General features: G+C 71.5%; 22 protein-coding genes and 1 pseudogene. 8 read left to right on the top strand and 15 right to left on the bottom strand.

Annotated elements, in window-relative coordinates:
* Window positions 1–11: 11 nt before the first annotated feature.
* The gene (locus ABTX60_RS08540; RefSeq protein ID WP_352096319.1) at window positions 12–287 is read right to left on the bottom strand and encodes a hypothetical protein; all 276 of its coding nucleotides are present in this window, start codon (window positions 285–287) and stop codon (window positions 12–14) included.
* Window positions 284–1126 carry a phytanoyl-CoA dioxygenase family protein gene (locus ABTX60_RS08535; RefSeq protein WP_352096318.1) on the bottom strand — a complete coding sequence of 281 codons (843 nt, stop codon included), beginning with the start codon at window positions 1124–1126 and terminating at the stop codon, window positions 284–286. The genes ABTX60_RS08540 and ABTX60_RS08535 overlap by 4 nt, the downstream gene beginning before the upstream one ends.
* Before the next feature lie 70 nt (window positions 1127–1196).
* Between ABTX60_RS08535 and ABTX60_RS08530 the strand changes: the two genes are divergently transcribed.
* The 5 genes from ABTX60_RS08530 to ABTX60_RS08510 all read left to right on the top strand — a co-directional run bounded on the left by ABTX60_RS08530 (window position 1197) and on the right by ABTX60_RS08510 (window position 6147).
* Window positions 1197–1982, top strand: a complete 786-nt coding sequence (locus ABTX60_RS08530) for an AraC family transcriptional regulator (protein ID WP_352096317.1) — start codon at window positions 1197–1199, stop codon at window positions 1980–1982.
* A gap of 556 nt (window positions 1983–2538) precedes the next feature.
* On the top strand, window positions 2539–3759 hold the full coding sequence (locus tag ABTX60_RS08525) for a cation:proton antiporter (RefSeq protein ID WP_352096316.1): 1221 nt from the start codon (window positions 2539–2541) through the stop codon (window positions 3757–3759).
* A gap of 130 nt (window positions 3760–3889) precedes the next feature.
* Entirely contained in the window at window positions 3890–4333 is a 444-nt protein-coding gene (locus ABTX60_RS08520) for a hypothetical protein (RefSeq protein WP_352096315.1), read from the top strand.
* A 192-nt stretch (window positions 4334–4525) separates the two neighbouring features.
* The gene (locus ABTX60_RS08515; protein ID WP_352096472.1) at window positions 4526–5554 is read left to right on the top strand and encodes an alpha/beta fold hydrolase; all 1029 of its coding nucleotides are present in this window, start codon (window positions 4526–4528) and stop codon (window positions 5552–5554) included.
* Window positions 5555–5592: 38 nt separating this feature from the next.
* Entirely contained in the window at window positions 5593–6147 is a 555-nt protein-coding gene (locus ABTX60_RS08510; protein WP_352096314.1) for a CGNR zinc finger domain-containing protein, read from the top strand.
* 57 nt (window positions 6148–6204) lie between these two features.
* On the opposite strand, the gene ABTX60_RS08505 is transcribed toward ABTX60_RS08510, so the two are convergent.
* The 7 genes from ABTX60_RS08505 to ABTX60_RS08475 all read right to left on the bottom strand — a co-directional run bounded on the left by ABTX60_RS08505 (window position 6205) and on the right by ABTX60_RS08475 (window position 12462).
* Window positions 6205–6492 (bottom strand): DUF4190 domain-containing protein, encoded by a 288-nt coding sequence (locus ABTX60_RS08505; RefSeq protein ID WP_142161610.1) that lies wholly within the window; start codon window positions 6490–6492, stop codon window positions 6205–6207.
* Window positions 6493–6615: 123 nt separating this feature from the next.
* Window positions 6616–7212, bottom strand: coding sequence for a TetR/AcrR family transcriptional regulator (locus tag ABTX60_RS08500; RefSeq protein ID WP_352096313.1), 597 nt, complete (start codon window positions 7210–7212; stop codon window positions 6616–6618).
* A 17-nt stretch (window positions 7213–7229) separates the two neighbouring features.
* Window positions 7230–9293 (bottom strand): discoidin domain-containing protein, encoded by a 2064-nt coding sequence (locus ABTX60_RS08495; RefSeq protein ID WP_352096312.1) that lies wholly within the window; start codon window positions 9291–9293, stop codon window positions 7230–7232.
* Between the two features lie 243 nt (window positions 9294–9536).
* Complete coding sequence (locus tag ABTX60_RS08490) at window positions 9537–9887, bottom strand: MerR family transcriptional regulator (protein ID WP_352096311.1); 351 nt, start codon at window positions 9885–9887, stop codon at window positions 9537–9539.
* Window positions 9888–10344: 457 nt separating this feature from the next.
* Window positions 10345–10578: a CBS domain-containing protein gene (locus tag ABTX60_RS08485; protein ID WP_352096310.1), complete on the bottom strand. Its 234-nt coding sequence runs from the start codon at window positions 10576–10578 to the stop codon at window positions 10345–10347.
* A gap of 46 nt (window positions 10579–10624) precedes the next feature.
* Entirely contained in the window at window positions 10625–12073 is a 1449-nt protein-coding gene (locus ABTX60_RS08480) for a DEAD/DEAH box helicase (protein ID WP_352096309.1), read from the bottom strand.
* A 185-nt stretch (window positions 12074–12258) separates the two neighbouring features.
* On the bottom strand, window positions 12259–12462 hold the full coding sequence (locus tag ABTX60_RS08475; RefSeq protein ID WP_020119326.1) for a cold-shock protein: 204 nt from the start codon (window positions 12460–12462) through the stop codon (window positions 12259–12261).
* Between the two features lie 554 nt (window positions 12463–13016).
* Here ABTX60_RS08475 and ABTX60_RS08470 point away from each other — a divergent pair.
* Window positions 13017–13691: a DUF4232 domain-containing protein gene (locus tag ABTX60_RS08470; RefSeq protein WP_352096308.1), complete on the top strand. Its 675-nt coding sequence runs from the start codon at window positions 13017–13019 to the stop codon at window positions 13689–13691.
* A 24-nt stretch (window positions 13692–13715) separates the two neighbouring features.
* Here ABTX60_RS08470 and ABTX60_RS08465 read toward each other — a convergent pair.
* A pseudogene (locus ABTX60_RS08465) lies at window positions 13716–13805 on the bottom strand (dehydrogenase); the annotation flags it as partial.
* Window positions 13806–13969: 164 nt separating this feature from the next.
* On the opposite strand from ABTX60_RS08465, the gene ABTX60_RS08460 reads away from it, so the two are divergent.
* Entirely contained in the window at window positions 13970–15349 is a 1380-nt protein-coding gene (locus ABTX60_RS08460) for a phosphatase PAP2 family protein (RefSeq protein ID WP_352096471.1), read from the top strand.
* Between the two features lie 52 nt (window positions 15350–15401).
* Here the strand turns inward: ABTX60_RS08460 and ABTX60_RS08455 are convergent, their stop codons facing one another.
* Both ABTX60_RS08455 and ABTX60_RS08450 read right to left on the bottom strand, forming a co-directional pair.
* A complete protein-coding gene (locus tag ABTX60_RS08455) occupies window positions 15402–17465 on the bottom strand; it encodes an alpha-L-fucosidase (RefSeq protein ID WP_352096307.1) in 2064 nt (687 codons plus the stop codon).
* Window positions 17466–17889: 424 nt separating this feature from the next.
* Window positions 17890–19005 carry a DMT family transporter gene (locus tag ABTX60_RS08450; RefSeq protein WP_352096306.1) on the bottom strand — a complete coding sequence of 372 codons (1116 nt, stop codon included), beginning with the start codon at window positions 19003–19005 and terminating at the stop codon, window positions 17890–17892.
* Window positions 19006–19119: 114 nt separating this feature from the next.
* On the opposite strand from ABTX60_RS08450, the gene ABTX60_RS08445 reads away from it, so the two are divergent.
* Window positions 19120–20040, top strand: a complete 921-nt coding sequence (locus ABTX60_RS08445) for a LysR family transcriptional regulator (RefSeq protein WP_352096305.1) — start codon at window positions 19120–19122, stop codon at window positions 20038–20040.
* Between the two features lie 144 nt (window positions 20041–20184).
* On the opposite strand, the gene ABTX60_RS08440 is transcribed toward ABTX60_RS08445, so the two are convergent.
* The 3 genes from ABTX60_RS08440 to ABTX60_RS08430 are packed head-to-tail and all read right to left on the bottom strand — an operon-like array spanning window position 20185 to window position 24488.
* Window positions 20185–22878: an amino acid adenylation domain-containing protein gene (locus ABTX60_RS08440; protein WP_352096304.1), complete on the bottom strand. Its 2694-nt coding sequence runs from the start codon at window positions 22876–22878 to the stop codon at window positions 20185–20187.
* A 57-nt stretch (window positions 22879–22935) separates the two neighbouring features.
* Window positions 22936–23760 (bottom strand): SDR family oxidoreductase, encoded by an 825-nt coding sequence (locus ABTX60_RS08435; RefSeq protein ID WP_352096303.1) that lies wholly within the window; start codon window positions 23758–23760, stop codon window positions 22936–22938.
* The gene (locus ABTX60_RS08430) at window positions 23751–24488 is read right to left on the bottom strand and encodes a thioesterase II family protein (RefSeq protein WP_352096302.1); all 738 of its coding nucleotides are present in this window, start codon (window positions 24486–24488) and stop codon (window positions 23751–23753) included. The genes ABTX60_RS08435 and ABTX60_RS08430 overlap by 10 nt, the downstream gene beginning before the upstream one ends.

Genomic DNA, 24488 nt, shown 5'->3' with positions numbered 1-24488 from the left:
CCCGGCCGGCCTCACCGACGCACGAGCTTCTCGAAGAAGAACTCGTGCTTGAGGAACGACGTCGCGTGCTCCGCCCCCGGATACGGCGGAATGAGCGGGGACGCCTGGAAGAGCCGCCAGCCGTCCTCCAGGGCGCCGACCCCCGTCTTGTACGGGGGTTCGTCGCTGTCGCCGGTCGTCGGACGGGTCGCGCCCGTGCCGTCGTAGCGGGCCCAGCCGACGACCCGGGAGTCGAGAGCGGAATTGTCGAGGTAGAGGACGAGGACCTGCTGCCGGGTGGTGGTCATGCGGTGCTCCTCTGCGCGGCGGGTGCGGCGGCCGTGGCGGGCCGGTTGGCGATGCGGGTGGCCCAGTGCTCGATGTCGAAGCCGGGGTCGGCGGACAGGGAGCGCCACAGCAGGACCCGGTTGTGGATCTCCAGCCGTCCGGTGGCCTGCTCGTACCAGGGGAAGAAGCGCCCCAACTCCTCGGTGACGCCAGGGGAGTCCAGGTCCCGCGTGTCCCACAGCCGCACCTGCGGCACGGTCGGGTTGAAGCGGATCTTGTACATGTGGCGCACCGCGTCGCTGTCGTTGCGCCGCCCGCCGTGCCAGATGCCGTGGTGCATCAGCAGCACGGTCCCGGCCGGGCAGGTCAGCCGGGTCTGGCCGAGCAGGTTCTGGTAGCGGCCGGTGTCGGACTCGTTGATGCGCCGCAGATGGCTCCCCGGGACGACGAGCGTGCCGCCCATGTCGGCGGTCACCTCCTGCGGGTAGTACATGAGTTGCACGTCGAACGCGTCGGGCCGCACATCGATGAGCGCGTCGGCGTGCAGCGCCTGCGCACTGCCCTCGCGGGGCATGCGGGTGTGGACGAAGTGGTGGTCGATCTCCGGATCGGGCCCGACCAGACTCTCCAACGCGCCTGCCACCGCCGGCAGTTCGAGGAGCCGGCGGGTGAAGGAACCCTCGGGGAACGCCGCCGGCACCGGAGTGCCGTAGGGCACGGCGGGCAGCGTCCAGGCGGCGAAGAGCCCGAGCGCCTCCTCGTTCATCTCCCGGGGCACGACGCCGTCGAGGCGCAGGAAGCCGTGGGCCGTGAACCGCGCCACCTCGACGGAGCTCAGCAGCTGTGTGGTGGTTGACATGACGCAACCGTAGAAGCGGGCAGGCGTGCAGTCGTGGGGCGTAATCGGCAACCACTGGTAATTTTCCACCATGCCGACCTTTGTGGAACTGCCCCTCGATCTGCCGCCCGACCTGGTGCACGCGGGCGTGGGCGTGCACGGCTCGGCCGGCCCGCACGAGGTCTTCCGCCTCCCGCACCTGTGGCAGCTCCACCTCTACGGCTACTCCGGCACGCTGGAGTTCGACGACGCCCGGCACCCGATCCGCCCCGGCCACCTCAGCCTCGTTCCACCCGGCACGGAGGTGCACTTCCACTACGACGCCCCGCGCTGCGAGCACCTGTACGTCCACTTCCGGCTGCCGGGCGACGGGGAGCGGCGCCGGCTCCCGGCGATGCAGGACGCCGGCCCGGAAGCGGCGGTGCTGAGCGCCCTGTTGCGCCAGACCATCGCGGCGAGCGCGCAGTCCCCGGCCCGGGCCTCCGCGGAACTGTGGACGGTGCTGTGGCGCACGACCGGCCTGACCGAGGCCGCCGCATCGCCTTCCGATGCCCGGCACCCGGCGCTGCGGGCGGCCATGGCCCACATCGAGGAGCACCTGGCCGACCCGCTGAGCGTTCCCGTGATAGCCCGGGCCGCGGGGGTATCGCACACACACCTGACCCGGCTGTTCCGCGAGGACACCGGGCACACGGTCGTCGGCTACGTCCGGCGCCGCCGCATGGAGCGCGCCCGTCACCTGCTCATCGCCTCGACCCTGGCGATCCCGGCCGTCGCGGCGACGGTCGGCATCCCCGACCTCCAGGCCTTCAACAAGACCTGCCGCAAGGAACTCGGCGCGTCGCCGCGGGCCGTGCGGCGGGCGGCCGGGGCGTGAGAGGCGGGGTGTGAGGGACGGCGGACCGTCACCGGCATGCCGGCCTTCACCCCCAGAACTGCTGTGCGATCAACGGCCCTTGGCGTGCGCTAGGATTCTTTACCCAGCCATTACGCTCGGTTGAGCGTGGCCGCGCACAGACGCTCGGCCGCTCGGTACGACGACACAGTGGCCGCCCGGTCTCCGGGCCGGCGTGAGGGGGGCGTGACATGGGGCGAGTGGTGCCCGTCCGCGTCCACAACGCCGCCCGTGACGGCGTCCCTGATACCGGCCGCGCCGCGTAGCGGTCTCCCCTCGCGTGACGCGTGACGTCCGCGCGTGATGCCTGCCTCCGACGCCCGACCTCGCGGCGTGACGTGGCGTGTCACGCGTACCCCGGCCGATGACGGCCGGAGCGGAGGCACCGCCGACGCCGCACATCGCGTGGCCCGGGCCCGTCGCCCGGCTCGCGAGGCCACGCTCCTTCTCTCTCCTCCCGCTCACCGAGCCGTACCCCCGGGCCCCCACGCCCCCTGGCACAGACGCCGCAGACCCGATCAACGGAGGTCAGACGCCCGTGCACGACACCACCGCCATGCTCATCGAACTCGGGGCGATCATCCTCGCCCTGGGGCTCCTGGGACGCCTCGCCGGACGGGTGGGCTTCTCACCGATACCCCTGTACCTGCTGGCCGGGCTCGCCTTCGGCCAGGGCGGCATCCTGCCGCTGCGGGCCAGCGAGGAGTTCGTCGCCACCGGCGCCGAGATAGGCGTCATCCTCCTGCTGCTCCTGCTGGGCCTGGAGTACAGCGCCTCCGAACTCGTCACCACGCTGAAGACCCAATATCCCTCCGGGGCCGTCGACTTCCTCCTCAACGCCGTGCCCGGGGCCGCGATGGCGTTCCTGCTCGGCTGGGGGCCGGTGGCCGCCGTCGCGCTGGCCGGTGTCACCTGGATCTCCTCGTCCGGGGTCATCGCCAAGGTGCTGGGCGACCTGCGCCGGCTCGGCAACCGCGAGACTCCGGTCGTCCTCGGTGTGCTGGTCCTGGAGGACCTGGCCATGGCGGTCTATCTGCCGATCCTCACCGCCCTGCTGGCCGGGGTGGGCCTCGCGGGCGGCGCCGTCACGCTGCTGATCGCGCTGGGCACGGTGGGCGCCGTCCTCTACGTGGCCCTGCGGCACGGCCGGCTGGTCAGCCGCGCGGTGTCCTCGGACAGCGCCGAGATGCTGCTGCTGGCCGTCCTCGGGCTGACCCTGCTCGTCGCCGGGCTCGCCCAGCAGCTGCACGTCTCCGCCGCCGTCGGCGCGTTCCTGGTCGGTATCGCACTGTCCGGCGAGGTCGCGGAGGGCGCCAGCAGCCTCCTCACCCCGCTGCGGGACCTGTTCGCCGCGGTGTTCTTCGTCTTCTTCGGGCTGCACACCGACCCCGCCGCCATCCCGCCCGTGCTGCTGCCCGCGCTCGCCCTGGCCGCCGTCACCACCCTGACGAAGATAGCCACCGGCTGGTGGGCCGCCCGCCGGGCCGGGATCTCGCCCCGGGGCCGCTGGCGCGCGGGCGGCACGCTGGTCGCCCGCGGCGAGTTCTCCATCGTCATCGCCGGACTCGCCGTCGGCGCCGAGCCCCGCATCGGCCCCCTGGCCACCGCGTACGTCCTGATCCTGGTGGTCCTCGGCCCGCCGGCCGCCCGCTGGACCGAGCCCCTCGCCCTCCGCGTCGTCCGCCGCCCGGCCCCGCGGACACCGACCGCCGAACCGGTCGCCGAGACGCCCAAGGCGACCGCCGCCGCCCGCCCTTGAGCGAGGAGCGGGTGTCCGGATTGGCTGTTCTCCGGAGGAGGGCTTGCCGGCACTCTGACGAGCACCCCGGGAGCCGGTCGCGGCAGCCGGGGGAGAATTCCGTCCAGGAGGACCGGAAGGAAGCGCCAGCATGATCGAGTGGAAGCCCCTGGGCACCGGAGCCCGACCCGTGCCCCAGCCCGTGGCCACACCGCTGGTCTGGGCGGGGGCCGGGGCCGGCGCGCTGGCGCTGGTGGCGCTCCTCAACACCGCGGTGGGGCCGGACCGGCCCGAACTGGCCCTGCCCGCACTGTCCGTGCTGGCCGCCCTGCTGGGCCTGTGCGCCCGCTTCACGGCCGCTCCCGGCACGGCCGTGCTGTGCTGGCTGTTCCTCAACGGCTTCGCCATACCGCCCGCGGGCGTCCTCACCTGGGCAGGCCACCGCGACACCACCTGGCTGGCCTGCCTGTTCACCGCCGCCCTCATCGGCACGGGCCTGGCCCGCCTCGTCCACGCGCGCGCCGCCTACCGCCGCCTGGTCCCCGGCCGCGCCCGGCCCGACTCGGCGGGGGGCGACGGCCCGTACGACTCCTGACCGCCCCGACTTCTCTCTTGCGTGTCACCAGTTCAAGTGGTGGCGTCGTGGCGGCAATGTGCCGCAAAGTCCCCAAGTGTGAGGGCGGGTAGCTCCTGACTCGCCATCCGTCACCCCTTTGACAGGTGACGATCCGCGTGTCACAGTCAGGTCGACGCAATCAGTCCGTGCATGTACACCACGGAGGCCCATGTGATCGGCAGGCGTAGTTTCGGCAAGGCCCTGGGAGTGGGCGCGGGCGCGGCGGCAGCGGGACTGGCCGGGCCGTTGAGCGCCCCCGCGGCGGCTGCGCCCGCCGTCGCCGCCGGCGCACATCGTGCGTTTCCGCGGATCAAGCAGATCAGGGCCGGTGTCCTGGACGTCGGTTACGCCGAACTGGGCCCGGTCCACGGCCCCGTGGTCATCTGCCTGCACGGCTGGCCGTACGACATCCACAGCTTCGTCGACGTCGCCCCGCTGCTCGCCGGGCAGGGGTACCGGGTGATCGTCCCGTACCTGCGCGGCCACGGCACGACGCGCTTCCTGTCCGCCCGGACCGTCCGCAACGCCCAGCAGTCGGCGATCGCCATGGACGTCGTCGCGCTGATGGACGCCCTGAAGATCGACAAGGCGGTGTTGGCCGGCTTCGACTGGGGCTCACGCACCGCCGACATCGTCGCCGCGCTCCGGCCCGAACGCTGCAAGGCCCTGGTGTCGGTGAGCGGTTACCTCGTCACCAGCCTGGCGGCCAACCTGAAGCCGCTGGCGCCCAAGGCCGAACTCGCCTGGTGGTACCAGTACTACTTCACAACCGAGCGGGGCCGGCTCGCCCTGGAGGACAAGGCCCTGCGCCACGACCTGACCCGGCTGGTCTGGGACACGGTCTCCCCGACGTGGGACTTCGACGACGCGATTTTCGAGCGCACGGCGGCGGCCTTCGACAACCCCGACTATGCGGCCGTCGTGGTCCACAACTACCGCTGGCGGCTGAGCCTCGCCGACGGGGAGCGCCGCTACGACGCACTGGAGAAGCGGCTCGCCACCCGCCCCACGGTCTCCGTCCCCACCGTCACTCTCGACGCCGAGCGGGATCCCTTCACCGCTCCGGGCGACGGCGCCTCGTACCGCGACCGGTTTACCGGCCCCTACGAGCACCGCACGCTGCCCGGCATCGGCCACAACGTGCCCCAGGAGGCGCCCGCCGCCTTCGCGCGGGCCGTCACGGACGCCGACCGCCTCTGAGGCTTGCCGCACCATGGGTCACCGGTCAGAATGGTGACGTGAATCTGGACCATGTCTTCGTCTGCGGGAACCCGGCGCTCGACTTCGCCGCCACGCTCCGGGCGCGCCGTTCGGCACGCTTCGAGATGTTCGTGACGCCGGACCGGCTGACCGCGTGGTACGTGGAGTCCGGCCTGGTCGACGCCGTCTCGCCCGGCCAAGAGGCCGACGTCGAGCGGGCCAGGGCCGTACGGGAAGCGGTCTACCGGCTGGTCACCGCCCGCCGGCTCGGGGAGGAGTACGACGGGGCGGCGCTGACCGTGGTGAACAACGCGGCCCGTACGGCGCCCGCCGTGCCCCAGCTCACCCCGTCGGGGCGCTGGACGCAGGCGACGCCGGACGAGGCCCTCTCCATGGTGGCGCGGCACGCCGTCGAGCTCCTGAGCGGCCCGGACGTGCCCCTGCTCAAGGAGTGCGGCAACCCGGAGTGCACGCGGACCTACATCGACCGCTCGCGGGGCATGCGGCGGCAATGGTGCGGGATGGACTCCTGCGGCAACAAGATCAAGGCAGCCGCCTACCGCGCCCGCAAGAAGACCGGAACGGCCCCCTGACCCGGCGGACCGGCGCCGACCCGTCCGCCGCACGCCCCACGTCGGCCCGGACGGCCGTCAGCCGCCCACGTACCAGCTGAAGCCGCCGTTGCTGCTGGCGATGGCCAGGAGGACGAGCCACAGGACCACGTCGACGATGCCGAGGATGATGCCGGCCTTCGCCATGCCTGCGCCGTTCTTCACCGATGCCTGACGACGGGCGACCGCACCGAAGATGATGGCCAGCGGGCCGAGGACGATGTTCAGGAAGAACAGGCCGATGATGCCGCAGCACAGGCTCGCGATCGCCAGGCCGTTGGTGCGCGAACCGGAGGACGCGGCAGAGGAACCGCCGTAACTCGCCATGAGAACTCCCAGTTGTCGATGGCGCGGACCGAACGGGCCGCACTCTCCTCACTTTTTCGACTTGTTTTGTTCGAATGCCCCTCCGGGGCGTTCCCATGACAACCAATTCGGCGGAGTCCGCCGTCAGTTCTCCCGCACCAGCCCGGCGACGTGCGCGGTGACCGTGTCGAGGATGCCCGCCCAGGCCGAGTCGTCGCCCAGCACGAGGTAGTTGAGCGTCAGGCCGTCGGTCATGGCGGCCAGGTAACGGGCCAGGACCGGCACGGGTACGCGCAGGCGCAGCCCCATCGACTGCCGCAGCTGCTCGATGAGTTCGGTGTAACACTCGGCGTACAGCTCGTACTGACGGCGTGCCAGGTGTTCGAAACCGGGCTGGCGCAGGGCGTACTGCGTGAGCTCGTAGGTGAGCATGTGCTCGTCGGGGTGGGCGCGGACGTGGTCCCAGTACGCCTGGAAACCGGCCCGGACGGTCTCCTCCAGGGTGTCCCTGGGCCGGATGGCGTCCTTCACCACCGTCACGTAGTGCCCGGTGATGGTGGTGATGACGGACTCGATCAGCTGCTGCTTGGAGTCGAAGCAGTAGTGGAAGACGCTCAGCGAGACGCCCGCCTCGGCGGCGATGGACCGGGTCGTCGTCCTGGGGACGCCGTCCCGGGCCATCGCCCTGATCGCCGCTTCGGTGAGCTGTCGCCGCCGCTCGGCGGACGGCAACCGTGCCATGGATCCCCTCTCGCGGGTCAGCCGCTGTGGACGCCGACCTCGCGGAGGGAGTAACCCCAGCCGGTGCCGCGTTCCAGGCCGTGGACACGGACGTAGCGGGCCGGGGTGCCGGTGAAGCGCGCGGTGTCCAGACCGCCGTCACCGGCGGTGGTGGACCAGGCGGTCCGCCAGGTCGTGCCGTCGGTGGACAGCTCGATCCGGTACGACTTCCCGTACGCCCGCTCCCAGTCGAGGGTGACCCGCCCGACGGTCCGCGGGGAGCCGAGGTCGACCTGGTACCACTGGTCGTCGCTCCAGTCGCTGGCCCAGCGGGTGCCGCGGTCGCCGTCGACGGCCCGGTGGGGCTTGTAGCTGGTGAACAGGCTCCATTCCGAGGAACTGGCCGACGCCTCGGAGCCGGCCGCCAGGTTGGCTCCGGGTTCGTGCTTCTCGGAGGCGGCCCAGGTGCCGAGGTAGGACTCGGCGCCCCGGAACAGGTCGTCGACGGTGTCCTGGCCGCCGACCCGGCGGATGTCCTCGATCCAGTCCGGGACGAGTCCGTAGTGCGCGGCGCCGTCGGTGTTCAGGTCCCAGGTGCGCTCACCGGTGGTCTGCCGGTCGATGACCGAGCCGCCGTCGACGCTCTTGAACGGGTACGTGACCTTGTTCGGGGCGTCCGCCCCGCGCGGTCCCGGCCAGCCTCCGACGCCGTTCATGTCGGTGCCGTAGCCGTAGCCCACGCCGTACTTGTCGCGCAGGGCCTCGGTGCGCTTCGCCTCCGCGACGAAGCCCTCGGAGCCGTGCATGTACTGGGCGATGAAGCCGCCGAGTCCGTAGACCCGCTCGGTCCAGTCCATGTCCATCCAGCTGTGCGAGGAGAGCACGCCGGGGTAGGACTCGGACTCGAAGATGTCGAGCACCCGGCCGGTGGCCTTGACGCTCATGTGGTCGATCTCCAGCATCATGCCGCGCTTCATCATGCCGCGCACCGCGTACTCGCCGAGGTCGGTGAGCCCCCGCACGTTGCACTGGGCGTCGGCGCTGTACGAGGGGACCTCCTCGCCCGCCGGAAGCCTCTCCTCGGCCGCCGGCGCCGCCGCGTTGCCGATGGGGTTGTCATGCTGCGGGCCGGTGCACTTCTCCGTCTTCCAGTACGTGCCGGTCGACAGGAACTGCCCGACGTTGATGGCCGTCCCGAGCGCGCCCGAGTCGAACCGCACCCCGCACAGGGCGTTGTCGAACTTGTGGCACAGGAACATGCTGCGCACACCCAGCGCGTGCAGTTCGTCGAGCCCCTTGTCGATGTCGGCTCTGCTGCACTGCGCGATGTCCAGGACCTGCTTGCAGCCGAACGGCTCGGAGGTCTCGACGCCCATGACGACCGCGAGTTTGCCCTGCTCGATGACCTTGCGGGCCTGCGCGCTGTCGGTGACGACCCGGAACCAGCCCTTGCCGGGCCCGCCGTACATCTTGTCGACGAAGGCCTGCATGTCGTACGTCAGCTTCGCCTGCAGCCGGATGGACGTCATCTCGTCGCAGGGGCGGTCCTTGAAGAAGTACACCGAGCAGATCACGCCGTTGGTGACGAGGTCGTTGACCAGCACCCGCTGGCCGCCGCGCCAGGCCCGCTCGACCCAGGCGTAGTAGTTCTGCTGGTGGGTCAGCGAGTCGTGCCGCGGCCAGTCCTTGAAGGTGGGCCAGCCGTTCGGGTCGTGCTTGCCGTCGCCGCCGTTGGTGATGAAGTCGAAGATCGCGAGCGAGCCGTCGGGGTAGTGCTCCGGGCAGTCCTTGAGCGCGTCGGCCACGCCCTGCTCGGAGAACGCCTTGCCGCAGATCAGACGGCCGCCGAAGGCCTCGTTGGCGAAGATGTGGTCGTGCGCGTCGACGAACCCGCGCACCTCGCCCCTGGCGTTCGTGCCGGTGAAGGGCTCACCCGTGACGTTGATCCTGGAGTCCGGCGCGGGTCGTGCGGTGGGCTCCCACCATGCGTCGCCGGCCGCCGCACTCGGTGTGGGCCCGAGTGCGATCGAGAGCACGAGCAGGAGGAGCGACACCACGGTGACGTTCTTGCGCCTGCGGTACGGGCGTCCGGAACCGGTCACAGCCCACGTCCCTCGGTCGGCGGATCAGCGAGGCCGTCTTGTCATGACCTCGCAAAGCGTGCGACGAGAATCGCCACTCCCGCCTGACGAGTCAAGGGTCCGGGACGGTTGACCTGATGACGGAGGTGCCTGGTCGGCCCCGGGTGGGTCCAGGGCATGGTCCGGAGGCAACAACAAACCCCAGGTCGCCGACCTGGGGTTGCACGGAACCGGGCGGGTGACGGCCCGCCTGCTGTCACGTGATCAGCTCGAACCGGAACCGGGACCGCTGGAGGCTTCGTTCGCGGCGCGGCGGTACTCGGCGTTGATGCGCTGGGCTTCCTCGAGCTGGTCCTCGAGGATGACGATGCGGCAGGCGGCCTCGATCGGGGTTCCCCGGTCGACGAGCTCGCGTGCGCGCGCGGCGATCCGCAGCTGGTAGCGGGAGTAGCGGCGATGTCCGCCCTCGGAGCGCAGCGGAGTGATCAGACGGGCCTCACCGATGGCCCGGAGGAAGCCGGGGGTGGTACCGAGCATCTCGGCGGCCCGGCCCATGGTGTAGGCCGGGTAGTCGTCGTCGTCCAGACGATCGCTGAGCGGGGTATCTGCTGGCATGTCACCTCGTAGTGCAACGCGTCGAGGGGCCCTGGTGCCGTACGGCACCAGGGCCCCGAAGGAAATTCAACACCATCGGTCGGCCTTCATGCGGTGCCGACCTTCTGTTTCCGCTACCCGGCCCGACTACGGGAGGGGTGCGGGGATCGCGGCTGCGTGACCGGGGACCACCATCCAATCCGGGGTCTTGCGGTACCCGGACCGAGAGCTCCCCGGCCGGGCGATCCTGATGGCGTCTGCTCCTCCGTCCTTCTCGGATCTGGTCTGACCATGTCTACGAGAAGAAGGTTAACCACGACGAGGAGCAATGTCTACTCCGACAAAGACAGATTTTGGATTGCGGTGGTTGCAGGCATCCTCTGGCCTCCGCTCGCGTGGCGACACGGCAGTGAGGGCCCTGCCGACGCGCGTCGGCAGGGCCCTCACTGGTCTGGGGTGGCGGTTGACCGCCTGTGTCTCACCCTTGCGGAACATCCCGGACACGGACCCGGTCCGTGTAGGTGGGGGCGTTCCGGAGGCCGGTGAGCCGGGCCAGGGTGACCAGGCCCGTGCTCTGGTCGTCCCCGTCGCAGAGGACGAGGTGATCGACCCGGGCTCCGGCCATGAGGGACAGCGCCACCTCGACGGTCATGTCATCACGGATCCGAGGTGCGTCGACCTCGGCGTGGTGGTGCGTCCGAGCCGGCGTCATGGGCGTCTCCTGTCGAGGGGGGATGGCCTGGTGAGCGGACAGACCTCTACGCGGCCGAGCCGGAGCCGGCCCGCCGCTGTGGCCTGGATCGCGCCGCCTCGCCGGCGGGACGGCGACCCCGGCGGCCCCGGGACGAAGCGGACGCGCCGCGCGGGCGTTCCGCGCGCGGGGCGGGGATGACGACCGGTACGCCGGAAGGGGCCTGGGCGCCCGTGATGCGGCTCAGCTCCGCCTCGCCGGAACGCACCTGGGCGACCTGGGGGGTGATGCCCGCAGACGTCATGAGCCGGCTCATACCGCGACGCTGGCCCGGGGTGACCAGGGTGACGACGGTGCCGGACTCGCCGGCACGGGCCGTACGACCGCCGCGGTGCAGGTAGTCCTTGTGGTCACTGGGCGGGTCCACGTTCACGACCAGGTCGAGGTTGTCGACGTGGATCCCGCGCGCCGCGACGTTCGTGGCCACCAGTACCGTCACGTCCCCGCTCTTGAACTGGGCGAGGGTCCGTGTCCGCTGGGGCTGGGACTTGCCGCCGTGCAGGGCCGCCGCACGGACACCGCTGCTCAGCAGGTGCCGGGTCAGCCGGTCCACGGCGTGCTTGGTGTCGAGGAACATGATCACTCGGCCGTCCCGCGCCGCGATCTCGGTGGTCGTCCGGTGCTTGTCCGTGTCGTGCACATGGAGCACGTGATGCTCCATGGTGGTGACGGCGCCCGCCGAGGGGTCGACGGAGTGCACCACCGGGTCGTGCAGGTACGTGCGGACCAGCCGGTCGACGTTGCGGTCCAGGGTGGCCGAGAACAGCATCCGCTGGCCGTCGGGACGCACCTGGTCGAGCAGGGCGGTCACCTGCGGCATGAAGCCCATGTCGGCCATCTGGTCGGCCTCGTCGAGGACGGTGATGTCGACGTGGTCCAGACGGCAGTCGCCCCGGTCGATGAGGTCCTTGAGGCGTCCGGGCGTGGCGACGACGACCTCGGCCCCACCGCGCAGCGCACTGGCCTGCCTGCCGATGGACATCCCGCCGACGACGGTGGCGAGCCGCAGGCTGACGGAGCGGGCGTACGGAGTGAGCGCGTCGGTGACCTGCTGGGCCAGCTCGCGGGTGGGCACGAGGACCAGGGCGAGCGGCTGCCGCGGCTCGGCACGCCGCCCCGCCGTCCGGGCCAGTGCGGCGAGGCCGAAGGCCAGGGTCTTGCCCGAGCCGGTCCGGCCCCGGCCGAGGACATCCCGTCCGGCCAGCGAGTTCGGCAGGGTCGCCGCCTGGATCGGGAACGGCGCGGTCACGCCCTCCCGGCCGAGCGTGGCCAACAGCTGTGCGGGCAGGTCGAGATCGGCGAACGCCTCGACGGCGGGCAGCGGGGGAGTGACCGTCTTCGGCGGGGCGAACTCGCCCTGGGGAGCGCGGCGGCTTCCGTGGCTCCGGGAGCGGCGGTCGGCACCGTCACCCCTCGCGTAACGGTCACGGGTACGGGATGTGTGGGCACGCTTCATGCGAGACCTTCCTTGACGGGGCGCGTAGCAAGGAAATCCGCAGCAGAGGAGCGGCGCAGAGAATCTCGAGACGAGCCGGAGTGGATGCGGCCGGGTCGGTCGGACCGGCGGCGAAAAGCAGCGAGCTGGGGCCCGCACCCCTTCAGGTGCGGGCCCCAGCTGCGAAATATGCGCGAGCGCCGGTGTCAGGCGGGCACGATGTTCTCGGCCGTCGGGCCCTTCTGGCCCTGCGCGATGTCGAACGACACCTTCTGGCCCTCCAGCAGCTCGCGGAAGCCCTGGGCGGCGATGTTCGAGTAGTGGGCGAAGACGTCGGCGCCGCCGCCGTCCTGCTCGATGAAGCCGAAGCCCTTTTCAGAGTTGAACCACTTCACGGTGCCAGTAGCCATTTTGTTTCTCCTTCGGAGGCGGTTTCAGGAATTCACCTTCTGGTAATTCCGTGTCGCCGTGATGATTACCCCGTAGGAAATGAACCTTCTGGCAACCACACCTGCAACTGAGATCGACAGTAGCACGGTGGGTTCCGTCCCGTGTCGTTCGATAATTCCGGTCCGGCGGGTGATCGAGGAATATTCGGTGGGCCCCGCTTCTATTTCTCATTTTGCGGGCACAGATATTGCCCTCCACGGGCACGGACCTTCCTGCCGCACCTTGGCGCACCGGCCCCGTGACCTCCTCCGATGGGAGATGTGCCGCCCTCACCCGCCGTCGGTGGGCGCCGCGCCGGTGAACGCGCCGGGACGCCGCGCGGCGACGAAGGTCACATCCCCCAGCCAGGCCGCGTCGACCGCAACTACGTGGACATGTCACCGATCGGTGACAGCGTTGTGCGGGAACGGCGACGGCGGGATCCCTTCGGATCTCGGCGCCCTCATAGTGATCAAGAAACACCGAGAGGCCGAACCGACCGCGGCCTCAACCAGCCGAGAACCAAGGGGATTTCATGTCCGGCAACCGTCGCAAGGCCTTCCTCGTCTCCGTAGCCCTCGTGAGCGGAGCCCTGCTGATGACCGCGTGCCAGGACACCGACCAGGCCGCGGACACCGGCACCGGGCAGGGGTCCTCGTCCGCGAGCACGCCGGGCGACGAGGCCACCCCGTCCGGCTCCTCGGCATCGGGCAGCGGCCAGGGCACCGGCAAGGGCTCCGGGGCGACGGGTGGAACCGAGGACGGGGCCGGCTCCGGCGCCGACACCGGCAACGGCAAGCGGGAGCCGGTCGGGCAGGTCTGCGGCGCCAACGACATCTCCTGGAACACCCGGTCCGAGAGCCAGGCCGGCGGCTACATCCTGATCTCCGCGAAGGCGAAGCCGGGGATCACCTGCATCCTGCCCGCCGCGCTGCCGACCGTCGCCTTCGGGTCCGACGGCACCGAGGCGGGCCCCGCCGAGCAGGCCGTGGGCCGGCAGATCACGCTGAGCGGGAACACCACCGCCTACGCCGGGGTCAACCCCAAGAGCACCAACGGCGACGGCGGCAAGGAACTGGACAGCATCATCGTCGCCGTTGGTGACGACGACTCCAACCCTGTCTCCCTGAAGGTCGGCACCATCACGGTCGACAAGCCGGTCGTCACCAACTGGCACACCTCCCCGGCGGACGCCGTCCCCTTCGGCTGAACGAACCCGCAGCTCCCCGCGGGGCTACCACGGCACCTCGCCCTCGTCGTCGAAGAAGCCACCGGCCGGGCCGTCGTCGGGCAGGGTCGCGAGCCGGATCGCGACCGCCGCGCCTGCCGGATCGCCCGCAGAGCGGCCGATCCGCCGGACTCCGACTCCGCTAGCATGTTCGAACTCGCGGTGGTCCCTCCATCGCTCTCCATCTACCCAGCCATTCGGATGAATCGGCCAAAAGATTGACAGCCAGGGAATCGCGGGTGTCTTCGCGAACAAGCGGCATGACGTCATGGGACGCGTGGCGCCATCGGCGCGCGGTGCTGTGGGGCGCGGCAGCCGTGGTGGCTCTCGCGTTCCTCGTCGTGCTGGAGGTCGCCGCCCGCCGCTACGGTGAGCCCGGCCCGGTCAGCACCCAGGTGAAGGCCCTGGTCTTCGCCCCCAAGCCGGGGCCGCTGTACGGCGGCCTGGCGCTGATGATGGTGGTGCTCACCTGGCGGCAGCGGTTCATCGCGGCCGGCGCCGCGCTCGGCATCGACGCCGTCCTGCTGCTGGTGCGCCGGGCGGCCGGGGCCGAGACGGTCGAGGGCCACTCCGTGGGCACCGGTGCGCTGTGGGTGATGCTGGGCTTCGCGGTCGTCGCCGTCACGCGCCGCACCGGCGCCGAACGCGTCCTGCTGCTGAAGGGCGTCGGGCTGGGCCTGCTGCTGGTGGCGGCCCGCAAGACCGGCGACACCTGGCTGTTCATCACGGCGAAGACCCGCCCGACGGTGCTCGACCAGTACGTGGCGACTGCCGATCACGCGCTGGGCAACCCGTCCTGGGCGGCGGGCCGTCTCGTCGAGGCCACCGCCCCGTTCAGCACCCATCTCCTCCAGCTGGTCTACGGCCAGCTCGCGGTGGCCGCCGTCGTCGTCGCCCTCTACCAGCTGCGCGACGTGACGACCGAGCGCCGCTTCCCGAGCCACCACCTGGTGCGCACCTTCCTGGTGATCGGCCTCCTCGGGCCGGGCATCTACATGCTCTTCCCGGTGGTCGGACCGGTCTTCGCCTACGGCCCGGGCGCCTCCGGCACCGGCGGTGTGGAGTGGGCGACGGCCAACCTGTGGCCGCACACGGCGCTGCCGGTCAGCACCCCGGCCCCGATGACGTACGACGGCATCACGCCCCGCAACTGCATGCCCAGCCTGCACACGGCATGGGCCGTCGCGATCTTCGTCCACACCCGCCGGGCCCCGCGGCTGCTGCGGTTCGCGGGCACGTTCTGGCTGGTCGTCACGCTCGCCGCGACACTGGGATTCGGCTACCACTACGGTGTGGATCTGGTCGCCGGTGTGGTGTTCGCCCTGACCATCGAGGCGGCCCTGCGCGCACAGCAGCGCGGCTGGGACCGGCCGGGCATCCAGCTGGTCGCCCACGGCACGGCGGTCTTCGCCGCCCTCCTGGTGTCGTACCGCTACCTGCCGATGGAGATGGCCACCCTCCCGGAGGTGTCGGGTCCCCTCCTCATCCTGGCGATGACGTCGGTGATCTACGGCTACGTACGGGTCACCCGACGGTGGGCGACCCGTCCGCTCGCGCCCATCCCGAACCCCACCGAGGCACCGGACGCCCACGGGACCCCGGAAACGGACACCGCACCCAGAGACGCCATCCCGGGGTGACCCGACCAGGGTCTCGCCGGCGGCCCGCCGGGGTGGTCCGGAGGTGGGCTGGTCAGGAGGCGGGCTGCAACGTCCACAGCAGGTTGGTGCTGTTCACCCAGGTCCACTGCTTGGTCACGGATCCGGAGGGGACCTGTCCGCCGCCGTCGAGGACCAGTCCGGTGGTGCGGTTGGCGATCGAGTACCGGCCGTTGCCGCGGTCGGTGATCTGCCACTGCTGGTCGGTACTGCCGTCCCAGGCCGCTTGCCGGGCGGGAGCTCCGTCGCTGGTGGAGCCCCAGCCGTCGGCGACCATGCCGTTGGTGCGGTTGACCAGCCTGTAGTAGCCGTTGCCGAGGTCGACGGCCTGCCACTGGAGGTTGGTGCTGCCGCCCGGCGTCCACTGCTTGAGGTTCGAGCCACCGGCGACGTCGCCGCCGCTGTCCAGGGCCAGCCCGTCCGTGACGTTGATGAGCCGGAAGTACGTGGCCGGATTGAACGTGACCTTCAGCGACACGATGGCGTCGTTGTTGCCGGTCACCCGCAGGTCGGGGTTGTCCGCGGTGAACGTCCAGGCCGTGCCGGTGAAGTCGTCGCCGGAGTAACCCGTCACCCGGTACCCCTGGGGCACCCTCAGCGAGGAGATGGTCGCGGCCCCCACGCCCGCGGCCGACAGCTGGGAGGAGGTGTAGCCGCCCAGCGCCAAAGCGGCGCTCGCCGCCGAGTAGTTCACGTCCTGGAACACCGTCACCCTGGCTCCGGCCGCGGCTGTGGGGACACCGCTGACCTCGACGCACACCACGGAGTCATTGGCATCCGGGGCGGTGGCCGGCACGGTGACGCTGATCTGCCCGCCGCCGACGGTGTAAGTGAGCGAGGTGGAGGGGTTGTTGATCAGGTAGACGCGGCTGATCGTGTTGGTGATGGCCGGGATCTGCAGCACACCGCCCGTGGGCCAGGAGAAGACGTGGGCGAACAGCTTGCCGTCCTTCTTGGTGGCCCTCCCCCAGGAGGGGTCGGTGGCGAAGGGACTCGCCGTGGCTCCGTGCACGCTGTCGCCGTAGGTCGCCATCCACGAGGCCAGGCCGCGCAGGACGGTCACGGATCCTGCGGTGACCGAGCCGTCGCCCTTGGGCCCGATGTTCAGCAGGAAGTTGCCGTCCCGTGAGACGCAGGTGACGAGCTCCTGGACGAAGTCCTTGACCGGCCGGTAGGAGTTCTCCCGGCTCGCGTCGTAACCCCAGGCGCCGTTCATGGTGTCGCACCGCTCCCACTGGCGGTCCAGCGGCGCGTCGGGGACACCGAACTCCGCGACGGCGTAGTCGCCCAGACCGAGGTCCCGCTTGACCCGTTCGTTGACGACGAGCCCGGGCTTGCGGGCGATCAGCCAGTTGTAGAGGTCGACGCCGTCCGACTCGAGCCACCAGTCCTGCAGGGTGGGGCTCGCGGGTTCGCCGAACCAGTCGCCGTCGAACCACAGGAGTGCCGGGTCGTAGCGGTCCAGCAGCTCCTGCAGCTGGGCCTTCATGTCCGCGATGTAACCGGTGCGGGCGGCCGTCGAGGCCATGGTGGTGAGGCCGCCGCTCCGGATGGTCTGGGAGGGGTGGTTCCAGTCCAGGATCGAGTAGTAGAGCCCGAACTTGACGCCCCGCGCCTCGCACTCGGTCTTGAGCGCCGCCAGCAGATCGCCCTGGACACCGGCGTAGTCGTGCAGGTTGTACGGCTTGGTGCCGGTGGTGTCGGTGAACCCGGGGACGTCGGTGTCCCACATGGCGAAACCCTCGTGGTGCTTGGCGGTGATCACCAGGTACTTCATGCCGGCGTCCGCCGCCAGTTGGGCGATGGCCGCCGCGTTGAACGCGGTGGGGTTGAAGCGCGCGGACACCTGGGTCTGGTAGTCGGCCTTGGACCAGCCCTCGTTGTTGAACGCCCATTCACCGTGGCCGAGAGAGGAGTAGGACCCGAAGTGGATGAACATCCCGAACCGGGCCTGGTACCACCAGTCCATCTTGGAGGGGACGGAGTAGGCCTCGGCCGTGGCCGGCAACAGGACCTGCGGCAGCCCGAAGGCCACGACGCCTCCGGCGAGCGCCGCGGCCTTGATCAGGGAACGTCTGCTCAGGGGTGCAGAGGACATGGTGCGGCTCCTGGATCGCCGATCGGCTACATCGGATGAATTTATAGATGCTGCGTGACTGTGGCGTCCAGGGGTGTGACGGAAGCTCGTCAATCTCCCTGTTCAGTAGGCCATATGGTCAAGATCGGCCCGGTTGCCGGGTCGTGATCCCGACTGGATCTCTCGAAATAGCTCGGATCTATCAGGGGTCGGTGCCGTATGCCGGGCTCGGGGCGGCCTACGCCGTGGTCCGCTCGCGCGGTACGGCGCCGACGAGCATTGCGCCGACGACGCCCTGGTCCTCTTCGGGCAAGGGCCCGTGACACCGGTCGCGGCCGCCGGCGCGCCCTACTGCAACCGCCAGGGCCTGGTCTTCAAGCCGCTCACGGACGCCCCGGGCATCGACTACGCCTTCGTCTGGCCCACCGGCCACGAGACGGCCCGGCTAAAGGCCTTCGTTCAGGTGGCCATGGACCGGGTCCGTGGCGTGGGTGGCCCGGCGCGGGCGGTGGAGAGCCTGTGGGTGGACGAGGGCACTGGCGCCTGAGCGCCGTGGTCCGGGGCTCGTCGAAGGCATCCCGGCCGTCCGCTTCTCGGTCGTCCCGGTCGTCCCGGTCGTGCCGTCCACCGGCTCCCGGTCGGCCGGAGCCGCGGCAGCGGTCGTCGGCCCCGTCCGCCGTGTCATCGCGACGCCCGCGAGGACGACGGCCATGCCCAGCACGACCCGGATGCTCAGGCTCTCGCCCAGGAAGACCGCGCCGAGGAGGACGGAGACCACCGGCAGCAGGTAGCCGACCACGGCCGCGTTGGTGGCCCCCTCGTCGTTGATGATCCGGTAGGTGAGGTGGAACGTGATCGCGGTGCACAGGACACCGAGGGCGACGGCCGCGATCACGACCGTCGGTCCCGCGCTGACCGAGTCCAGGCCACCGACCGGCATGGCGAGGGCGGTCAGTCCGCTCGCGGCGACGAGCTGGGCGGCGGAGAGGGAGATGGTGGGGGTGCCCTTGCCGACCAGCGTGCGGCCCATGTACGTGAACGCGACGGCGTAGCTGGCGGCCGCGCCGAGGATGGCAAGGGCGCCCCAGCCGGTGGCCCCGGTCGTCTGCCAGGGGGCGAAGATGAGCATCACGCCGGCGAAGCCGAGCAGAAGGCCCGTGAGGCGGACCGGGCGGAGCCCGCGTTCAGAGCCGAGGGCGAGGCCGAGGGCGATCGAGAAGAGCGGGGTCGTGGCGTTGAGGACTCCGGCCAGGCCCGAGTCGACGGTCTGTTGGCCCAGGCTGAACAGCGCGAACGGGAGCGCGTTGCAGAAGAAGGCCGCGACGACGATGTGGCGCCAGACGGCGACACCCCGCGGCAGGCGTCGGCCCGATGCGAAGCAGGCGACGGTGAGGACGAGTGCGCCGAGGACGCAGCGGACGAACGTCACCTGGAGCGGGGAGAGTCCGCGCAGGGCGAGCTCGATCCACAGGAAGGTGGAGCCCCACAGCAGGGCGAGCACGACCACCCGCACCGCGCCCCGCGGACTCCGTGTACGGCTGCTCACGACGCGTTCCTCCATTCGGCCCGACGGCTCGTTCGATCGCCGGCCCCTCGGACCCGCTCCTTTGAAGGTGCCTCAGCCGTGTATTCAGGACAAGCGAATGATTCTGCCTATCCTGTTAAGCTCAGCTACATGCTTGATGTGAGGCGACTTCAGGTCCTGCGTGCGGTGGTCACCAGTGGCACGGTCACCGCCGCCGCGGCCCACCTGGGGTACACACCGTCCGCCGTCAGCCAGCAGATCGCGGTGCTGGAGAAACAGGCCGGTACGGCGCTGTTCGAACGGGTCGGCCGCAGTCTGCGGCCCACCGCCGCCGGTCTGCTGCTCACCGAGCACGCGGCCCTGATCAGCGCGGCGGTCGCCCAGGCGGAGACCGCCCTCGCCGATCTCCGCGCCGGACGCACCGGCCGCTTGTCGGTCCGTTACTTCGCCACGTCGGGCTCCACGTTGGTGGCCCCCGCACTGGCCCGTCTGCGTGCCGAGCACCCCGGCGTCCGGGTCGACCTCCAGCTCACCGACCCGGAGGACCCGCTCCAGGAGGTGGCGCGAGGCCGGGCCGACCTGGCCGTGGTCGTCCAGGCGTCCGACCGCGTGGGCGACGGCTTCCGGTTCGTCCACCTTCTCGACGACCCGTACGCCGCCGTTCTGCCCCTCGGTCACGCCCTCGCCGACCGAGAGATCATCGACCTGAACGAGCTGTCCGGTGAGCAGTGGGTCGGCAGCGAGCCGCCCGGGCCGTGTCTGGAACCGGTGATCGACTCCTGTGCGGCGGCCGGCTTCAGCCCCGACTTCGCCATCCAGAGCGAGGACTACGCCACCGCTCAGGGCTTCGTAGCGGCCGGTCTCGGCGTCGGCCTGATGCCGATGCTGGGACTGCGCACCCGGCACCCCGGTGTCGTCGTACGCCCGGTCCGGGGCCCCGAACCGTTCCGGGTGATCTCGGCGGCCGTACGGGAGACGGCTCTCGAACAGCCCGCTCTGCGCGGTCTGCTGGAGGCGCTGCGGTCCGCTGCCCGCGCCGCCGGTCCTCCCGATGACCCCGGGGCGGACTGAGGCCTGGACGCCGAGCAACCCCAGGCCGATGACCCGGGGTTGCTCTCTCGAGGAGGCCTTGGTTCATGTGCCGGGCTTCAGGGCCTTGACCCCTGGGCGCCTGAACGCCTCGCTCCACCTCGCCGCCGTTCTCCTCACCGTGGTTCACGCATGCCGGCCCGCCTCGGTAAGGGCCCGGATGGTCGGCGTGCGGAACAGGTCGCGCAGCGGTACGGCGGGCATCCCGCGGCCGCGCAGTGCGGCGCTGATCCGCACGGCGAGCAGGGAGTTGCCCCCGAGTTCGAAGAAGTCGTCGTCGATCCCCACCGGGAGGCCGAGGATGTCGGACCAGATCTCCCGCAGGACCGCCGCCGCACCGTCCGTCCCCTCGGGCGCCGGCGCGGCGGGGGCGGTCCGGGCCGGTTCCGGCAGCCGCTGCGCGTCGAGCTTGCCGTTCGTGGTCAGCGGCAGGGCGTCGAGCGCCGTGACGGTCGCCGGGAGCATGTACGCGGGCAGCACGGCCGCGGCCCGCTTGCGGACCCCGGCCGTGTCCAGGTCAGCCGGAACGACATACGCGTCGAGGCGGGCGGTGGCGGGATCGGACGGGTCGTCCCGGCGGACCACCACGGCCGCCGCGTGCACCTCGGGGTCCTCCAGGAGCACCGAACGGATCTCGTCGAGTTCGATCCGGAAGCCGCGGATCTTGACCTGGCTGTCGATGCGCCCGAGGTGTTCGAGCGTGCCGTCCGGACGCAGCCGCCCCAGGTCGCCGCTGTGGTACTGGCGGCCCTCGGCGTACGGGTCGGGGCTGAAGCGGGCGGCCGTGAGGTCGGGCTGTCCGAGGTAGCCGAGGGCGACGCCCGCGCCTCCGACGCGGATCTCACCGGTGACGCCGGGCGGGACGAGCCGGCCTCGCGCGTCCGTGACGTACAGGTGCCAGCCGGGCAGCGCCGGGCCGACGGACTTCGAGCCGGCCAGGGCCAGTTCCCGGGTCAGTGTCTGGGCGGTGACGTGCACGGTCGTCTCGGTGATGCCGAACATGTTGACCATGCGGCACTCGTCCTCCGGATGCCGGTCGAACCAGCGCAGCAGCATGCGGGCGTCGAGCGGCTCGCCCCCGAAGACGACCAGCCGCACCACGAGCGGCGCGTGGTCGGTCTCCAGGAGCTGGGAGAAGGCGGAGGGCGTCTGGCTCAGGACGGTGACCCGCTCCCGGACCAGCAGGTCCCGGAACTCCCCGGGCTCGCGGGAGACGAGGTAGGGCACGACCACGAGCCGTCCGCCGGTGAGCAGGCAGCCCCATGTCTCCCACACGGAGAAGTCGAACGCGCCGGAGTGGAAGAGACTCCAGACGTCGCCGGGGCCGAGGCCGTACTCCTCGCGGGTGGCGTCGACGAGCGCGACGACGTTGCGGTGCGGTACGACGACGCCCTTCGGGCGGCCGGTGGAGCCCGATGTGTAGATGACGTAGGCCGGGTCGTCCGGGCCGGCGCCCGTGGGGAGTTCGACGGCCTGCGCGGCCGCCGCGGTCAGCTCGTCGGGGGTGACGGGCGTTCCCGCGTCGGCCGGGTACTCCGCCAGCCGGGTCACCACCAGGTCCAGGCCGGCGTCCCGCGCGGTGTGGGCGAGCCGGTCGGCGGGATAAGCGGGGTCCGTGGGCACGTACGCCGCACCCGCCTTGAGGACCGCGAGCATGGTCACCACGAGTTCGGTGGTCCGCTCCAGGCAGATCCCCACCCGGTCGCCGGGCGCTACCCCCCGTGCGACCAGGCCGTGTGCCACCTGTGCGGCCCGTTCGTCGAGTTCGCGGTAGGTGAGGGCGGTGGTGCCGTCGCCGACCGCCGGGGCGTCCGGTGTCGCGGCGGTGACCCGCGCCAGCGCGTCGGTGATCCGCTCCGGTGTGCCGGGCGGTGTGCCGGCCGGCCGGCCGAGCAGCGCGACCCGCTCGCGCTCGGCCGCGTCGAGGAGTTCGACGTCGTCGGCGAGCGTGTCCGGTGCCGCGTCCGTGACCTGTCCGAGGACATGCGCCAGGTGCCGCAGGAACGTCTCGACGGCCCCGGCCGAGAAGTGGCTGTGCCGGTACGCGGCCCACAGCCGGGTCCCCCCGGCGGGCCGGGGCAGCAGGGCCAGCGTCAGGGGGAAGGGCGGCGCGAGGCACGGCAGATACTCCGCCGGGGCACCGGCGCGGAACGGCGACTCGCCGGCCGGTTCGACGAGACCGGCGAGCACCGGGCTGTCGGCCGGAGCCGGCAGTGCCGGCCGGAGGGCGGAGGCCGGGGCATCGGCGGGCACCTCGACCCGCAGGGCACCGCGCCGGTCGGTGGCCACGCAGACGTCACCGCCGGCCCCGTGGCCCGCGTAGCGGTGGAGGGTGAGGGCGAGTGCCGCGAGGAAGCCGGACGGGGCGAGGCCGTCGGGCAGGTCGAGTGCCCGGGTGCTCCACGAGGTGTCGCCCCGGCGGCCGCCGCCCCAGTCGGGGGCGGGAGCCGCGGAGGGCGGTGTGACGGGCGCGGCGGACGGCACCGGCAGCGGTCCCGCCGCCCCGGAGACCAGCACGTCGACCAGCCGGTCCAGCCCGTCCCGGTCGAGCACCGCGCGGTGCGCGACGACCACCAGGTCGGCGACGTCGTCCCGGTGGCGCAGCAGCACACAACGCACCGAGGCCGTGGGCCGGTTCAGCTCCGCGGCCCGCAGACGCCGGGCCACCGGCTCACCGGAACCGACCGCTGTCTCTTCCACCCACAGCCGCCAGGGCCCCACCGCGGCAAGCCGCGCGGTCAGCTCCGCCACGGCCACCGGGCCGTTCAGCCGGACCCGTACGGCATGGCACTGTTCCCCCGCCATGTGTTCCCCCACCATGAGGCGTCCTTCCTCTCTCACAACTCTCACAACGGACCGCCTCTTCGGGCCCGCCCGTCAGCGCGCGGTGAACCCGCCGTCCACGGTCAGTACGGAGCCGGTCACCTGCCGGGAGTCGTCCGAGACCAGGTAGACCACGGCGGCGGCGACGTCCTCCGGCTCGATCAGCGCGTTCATCGGCTGCGCCTCGGTGAACGTCTGCTCGTGCTCGCCCACCTGCACGTCCAGGGCGCGGGCGATCTCGGCGAGCATCCGGCCCTCGGCGGTCGCGTCGTCCCGCACCGATCCGGGGCAGACGGCGTTGACCCGTACCTTCGTGGGCGCGTAGTCGAGGGCGGCGGCCTTGGTCAGGCCGATCAGGCCGTGCTTGGCGGCGACGTACCCGGCGAAGTGCCGGTAGCCCACGAGTCCGGCCGTCGAGGCGACGTTGACGATGGAACCGGAGCGGCGGGCGCTCATCGCGCGGGCGACCGTACGCATCACCCGCCAGGCTCCCGTCAGGTCGACGTCGATCATCAGCGCCCACTCGTCCTCGGCGATGTCGTGCACCGCCTTGCCCGAGGGGGCCGCGATGCCCGCGTTGTTGACGACGGCGTCGATGCGGCCGAAGCGGTCCTCGGCGAGGGCCACGGCCGACTCCACGGAGGCCAGGTCGCGCACGTCGCAGGCCGCGGTGAGCACCGCGGCGCCGGCCTTTCGGCACAGCGTCGCCGTGTGCTCCAACTGCCCCCTGGTGCCCAGCGGATAGGGCACCCCCGCCAGGTCGCCGCACACGTCCAGCAGCGCGAGGGCGGCCCCCTCGGCGGCGCAGGCGAGCGCGGTGGCCCGGCCCAGGCCCCGGGCGGCGCCCGTGACCAGAACGGTCTTCCCGGTCAGACGCACTGTTCCTCCGCTGCCCGGTTCAGCTCCTCGGCGACGGTCCGGAGCAGTTCCGGTGCCGACCCGGTCAGGTACATGTGCCCACCGGGCAGCTCCACGGCGCGGAAACCCGCGACGGTGGTGCGTGCCCACGCCTCGGCCCCCGCGCGGCTGACGAGGGTGTCGTCGGCACCGCGCAGGCTGGTGACGGGCACCGGCAGGGCCCGGTCGTCCGCCGGCCGGTACGACTCGTGCATCTCCACGTCCGCGCGGAGCGTGGGCAGGATCAGCTCACGCATCTCGGGGTCCTGGAGGGCCTCGTCCGTGTAGCCGGCGAACTCGTTGACGCGCTCCAGGAACGCGTCGTCGTCGAGCCCGGAAGCCTGGCGGGCCCGCGGCTCGGCGGGATGCGGCGAGCCGCTGGCGAACAGCCCCGCGACCCGCACCTCGGGCACCTCGACGAGGCGGCGTGCCAGCTCGTAGGCGAGGACGGCGCCCAGGCTGTGGCCGAACAGGGCGACGCGGTGAGGGCGCGGGCCGCCGTCGAGCGTGGTGAGCAGATCGGTGAGCAGCCCGTCGGCTGCGGCACTCGCGTCCCGGTACGGCTCCTCGTCGATGAGCCGCTCGCGCCCCGGGAGCTGGAGCGGCAGGACGTCGAAGCCGTGCGGCTCGGCGAGCCGCTGCCACGGACGGTAGAAGGAGGCACCCGCGCCGGCGAAGGGCAGGCACACGAGCGAGATGCGGTCGGCCAT

Source organism: Streptomyces sp. NPDC126510, from assembly GCF_040302345.1.
In the GTDB taxonomy this organism is placed as follows: domain Bacteria; phylum Actinomycetota; class Actinomycetes; order Streptomycetales; family Streptomycetaceae; genus Streptomyces.
The sequence above is the reverse complement of the archived record's forward strand: the minus strand, read 5'-3'. Positions and strand labels throughout refer to the sequence as shown.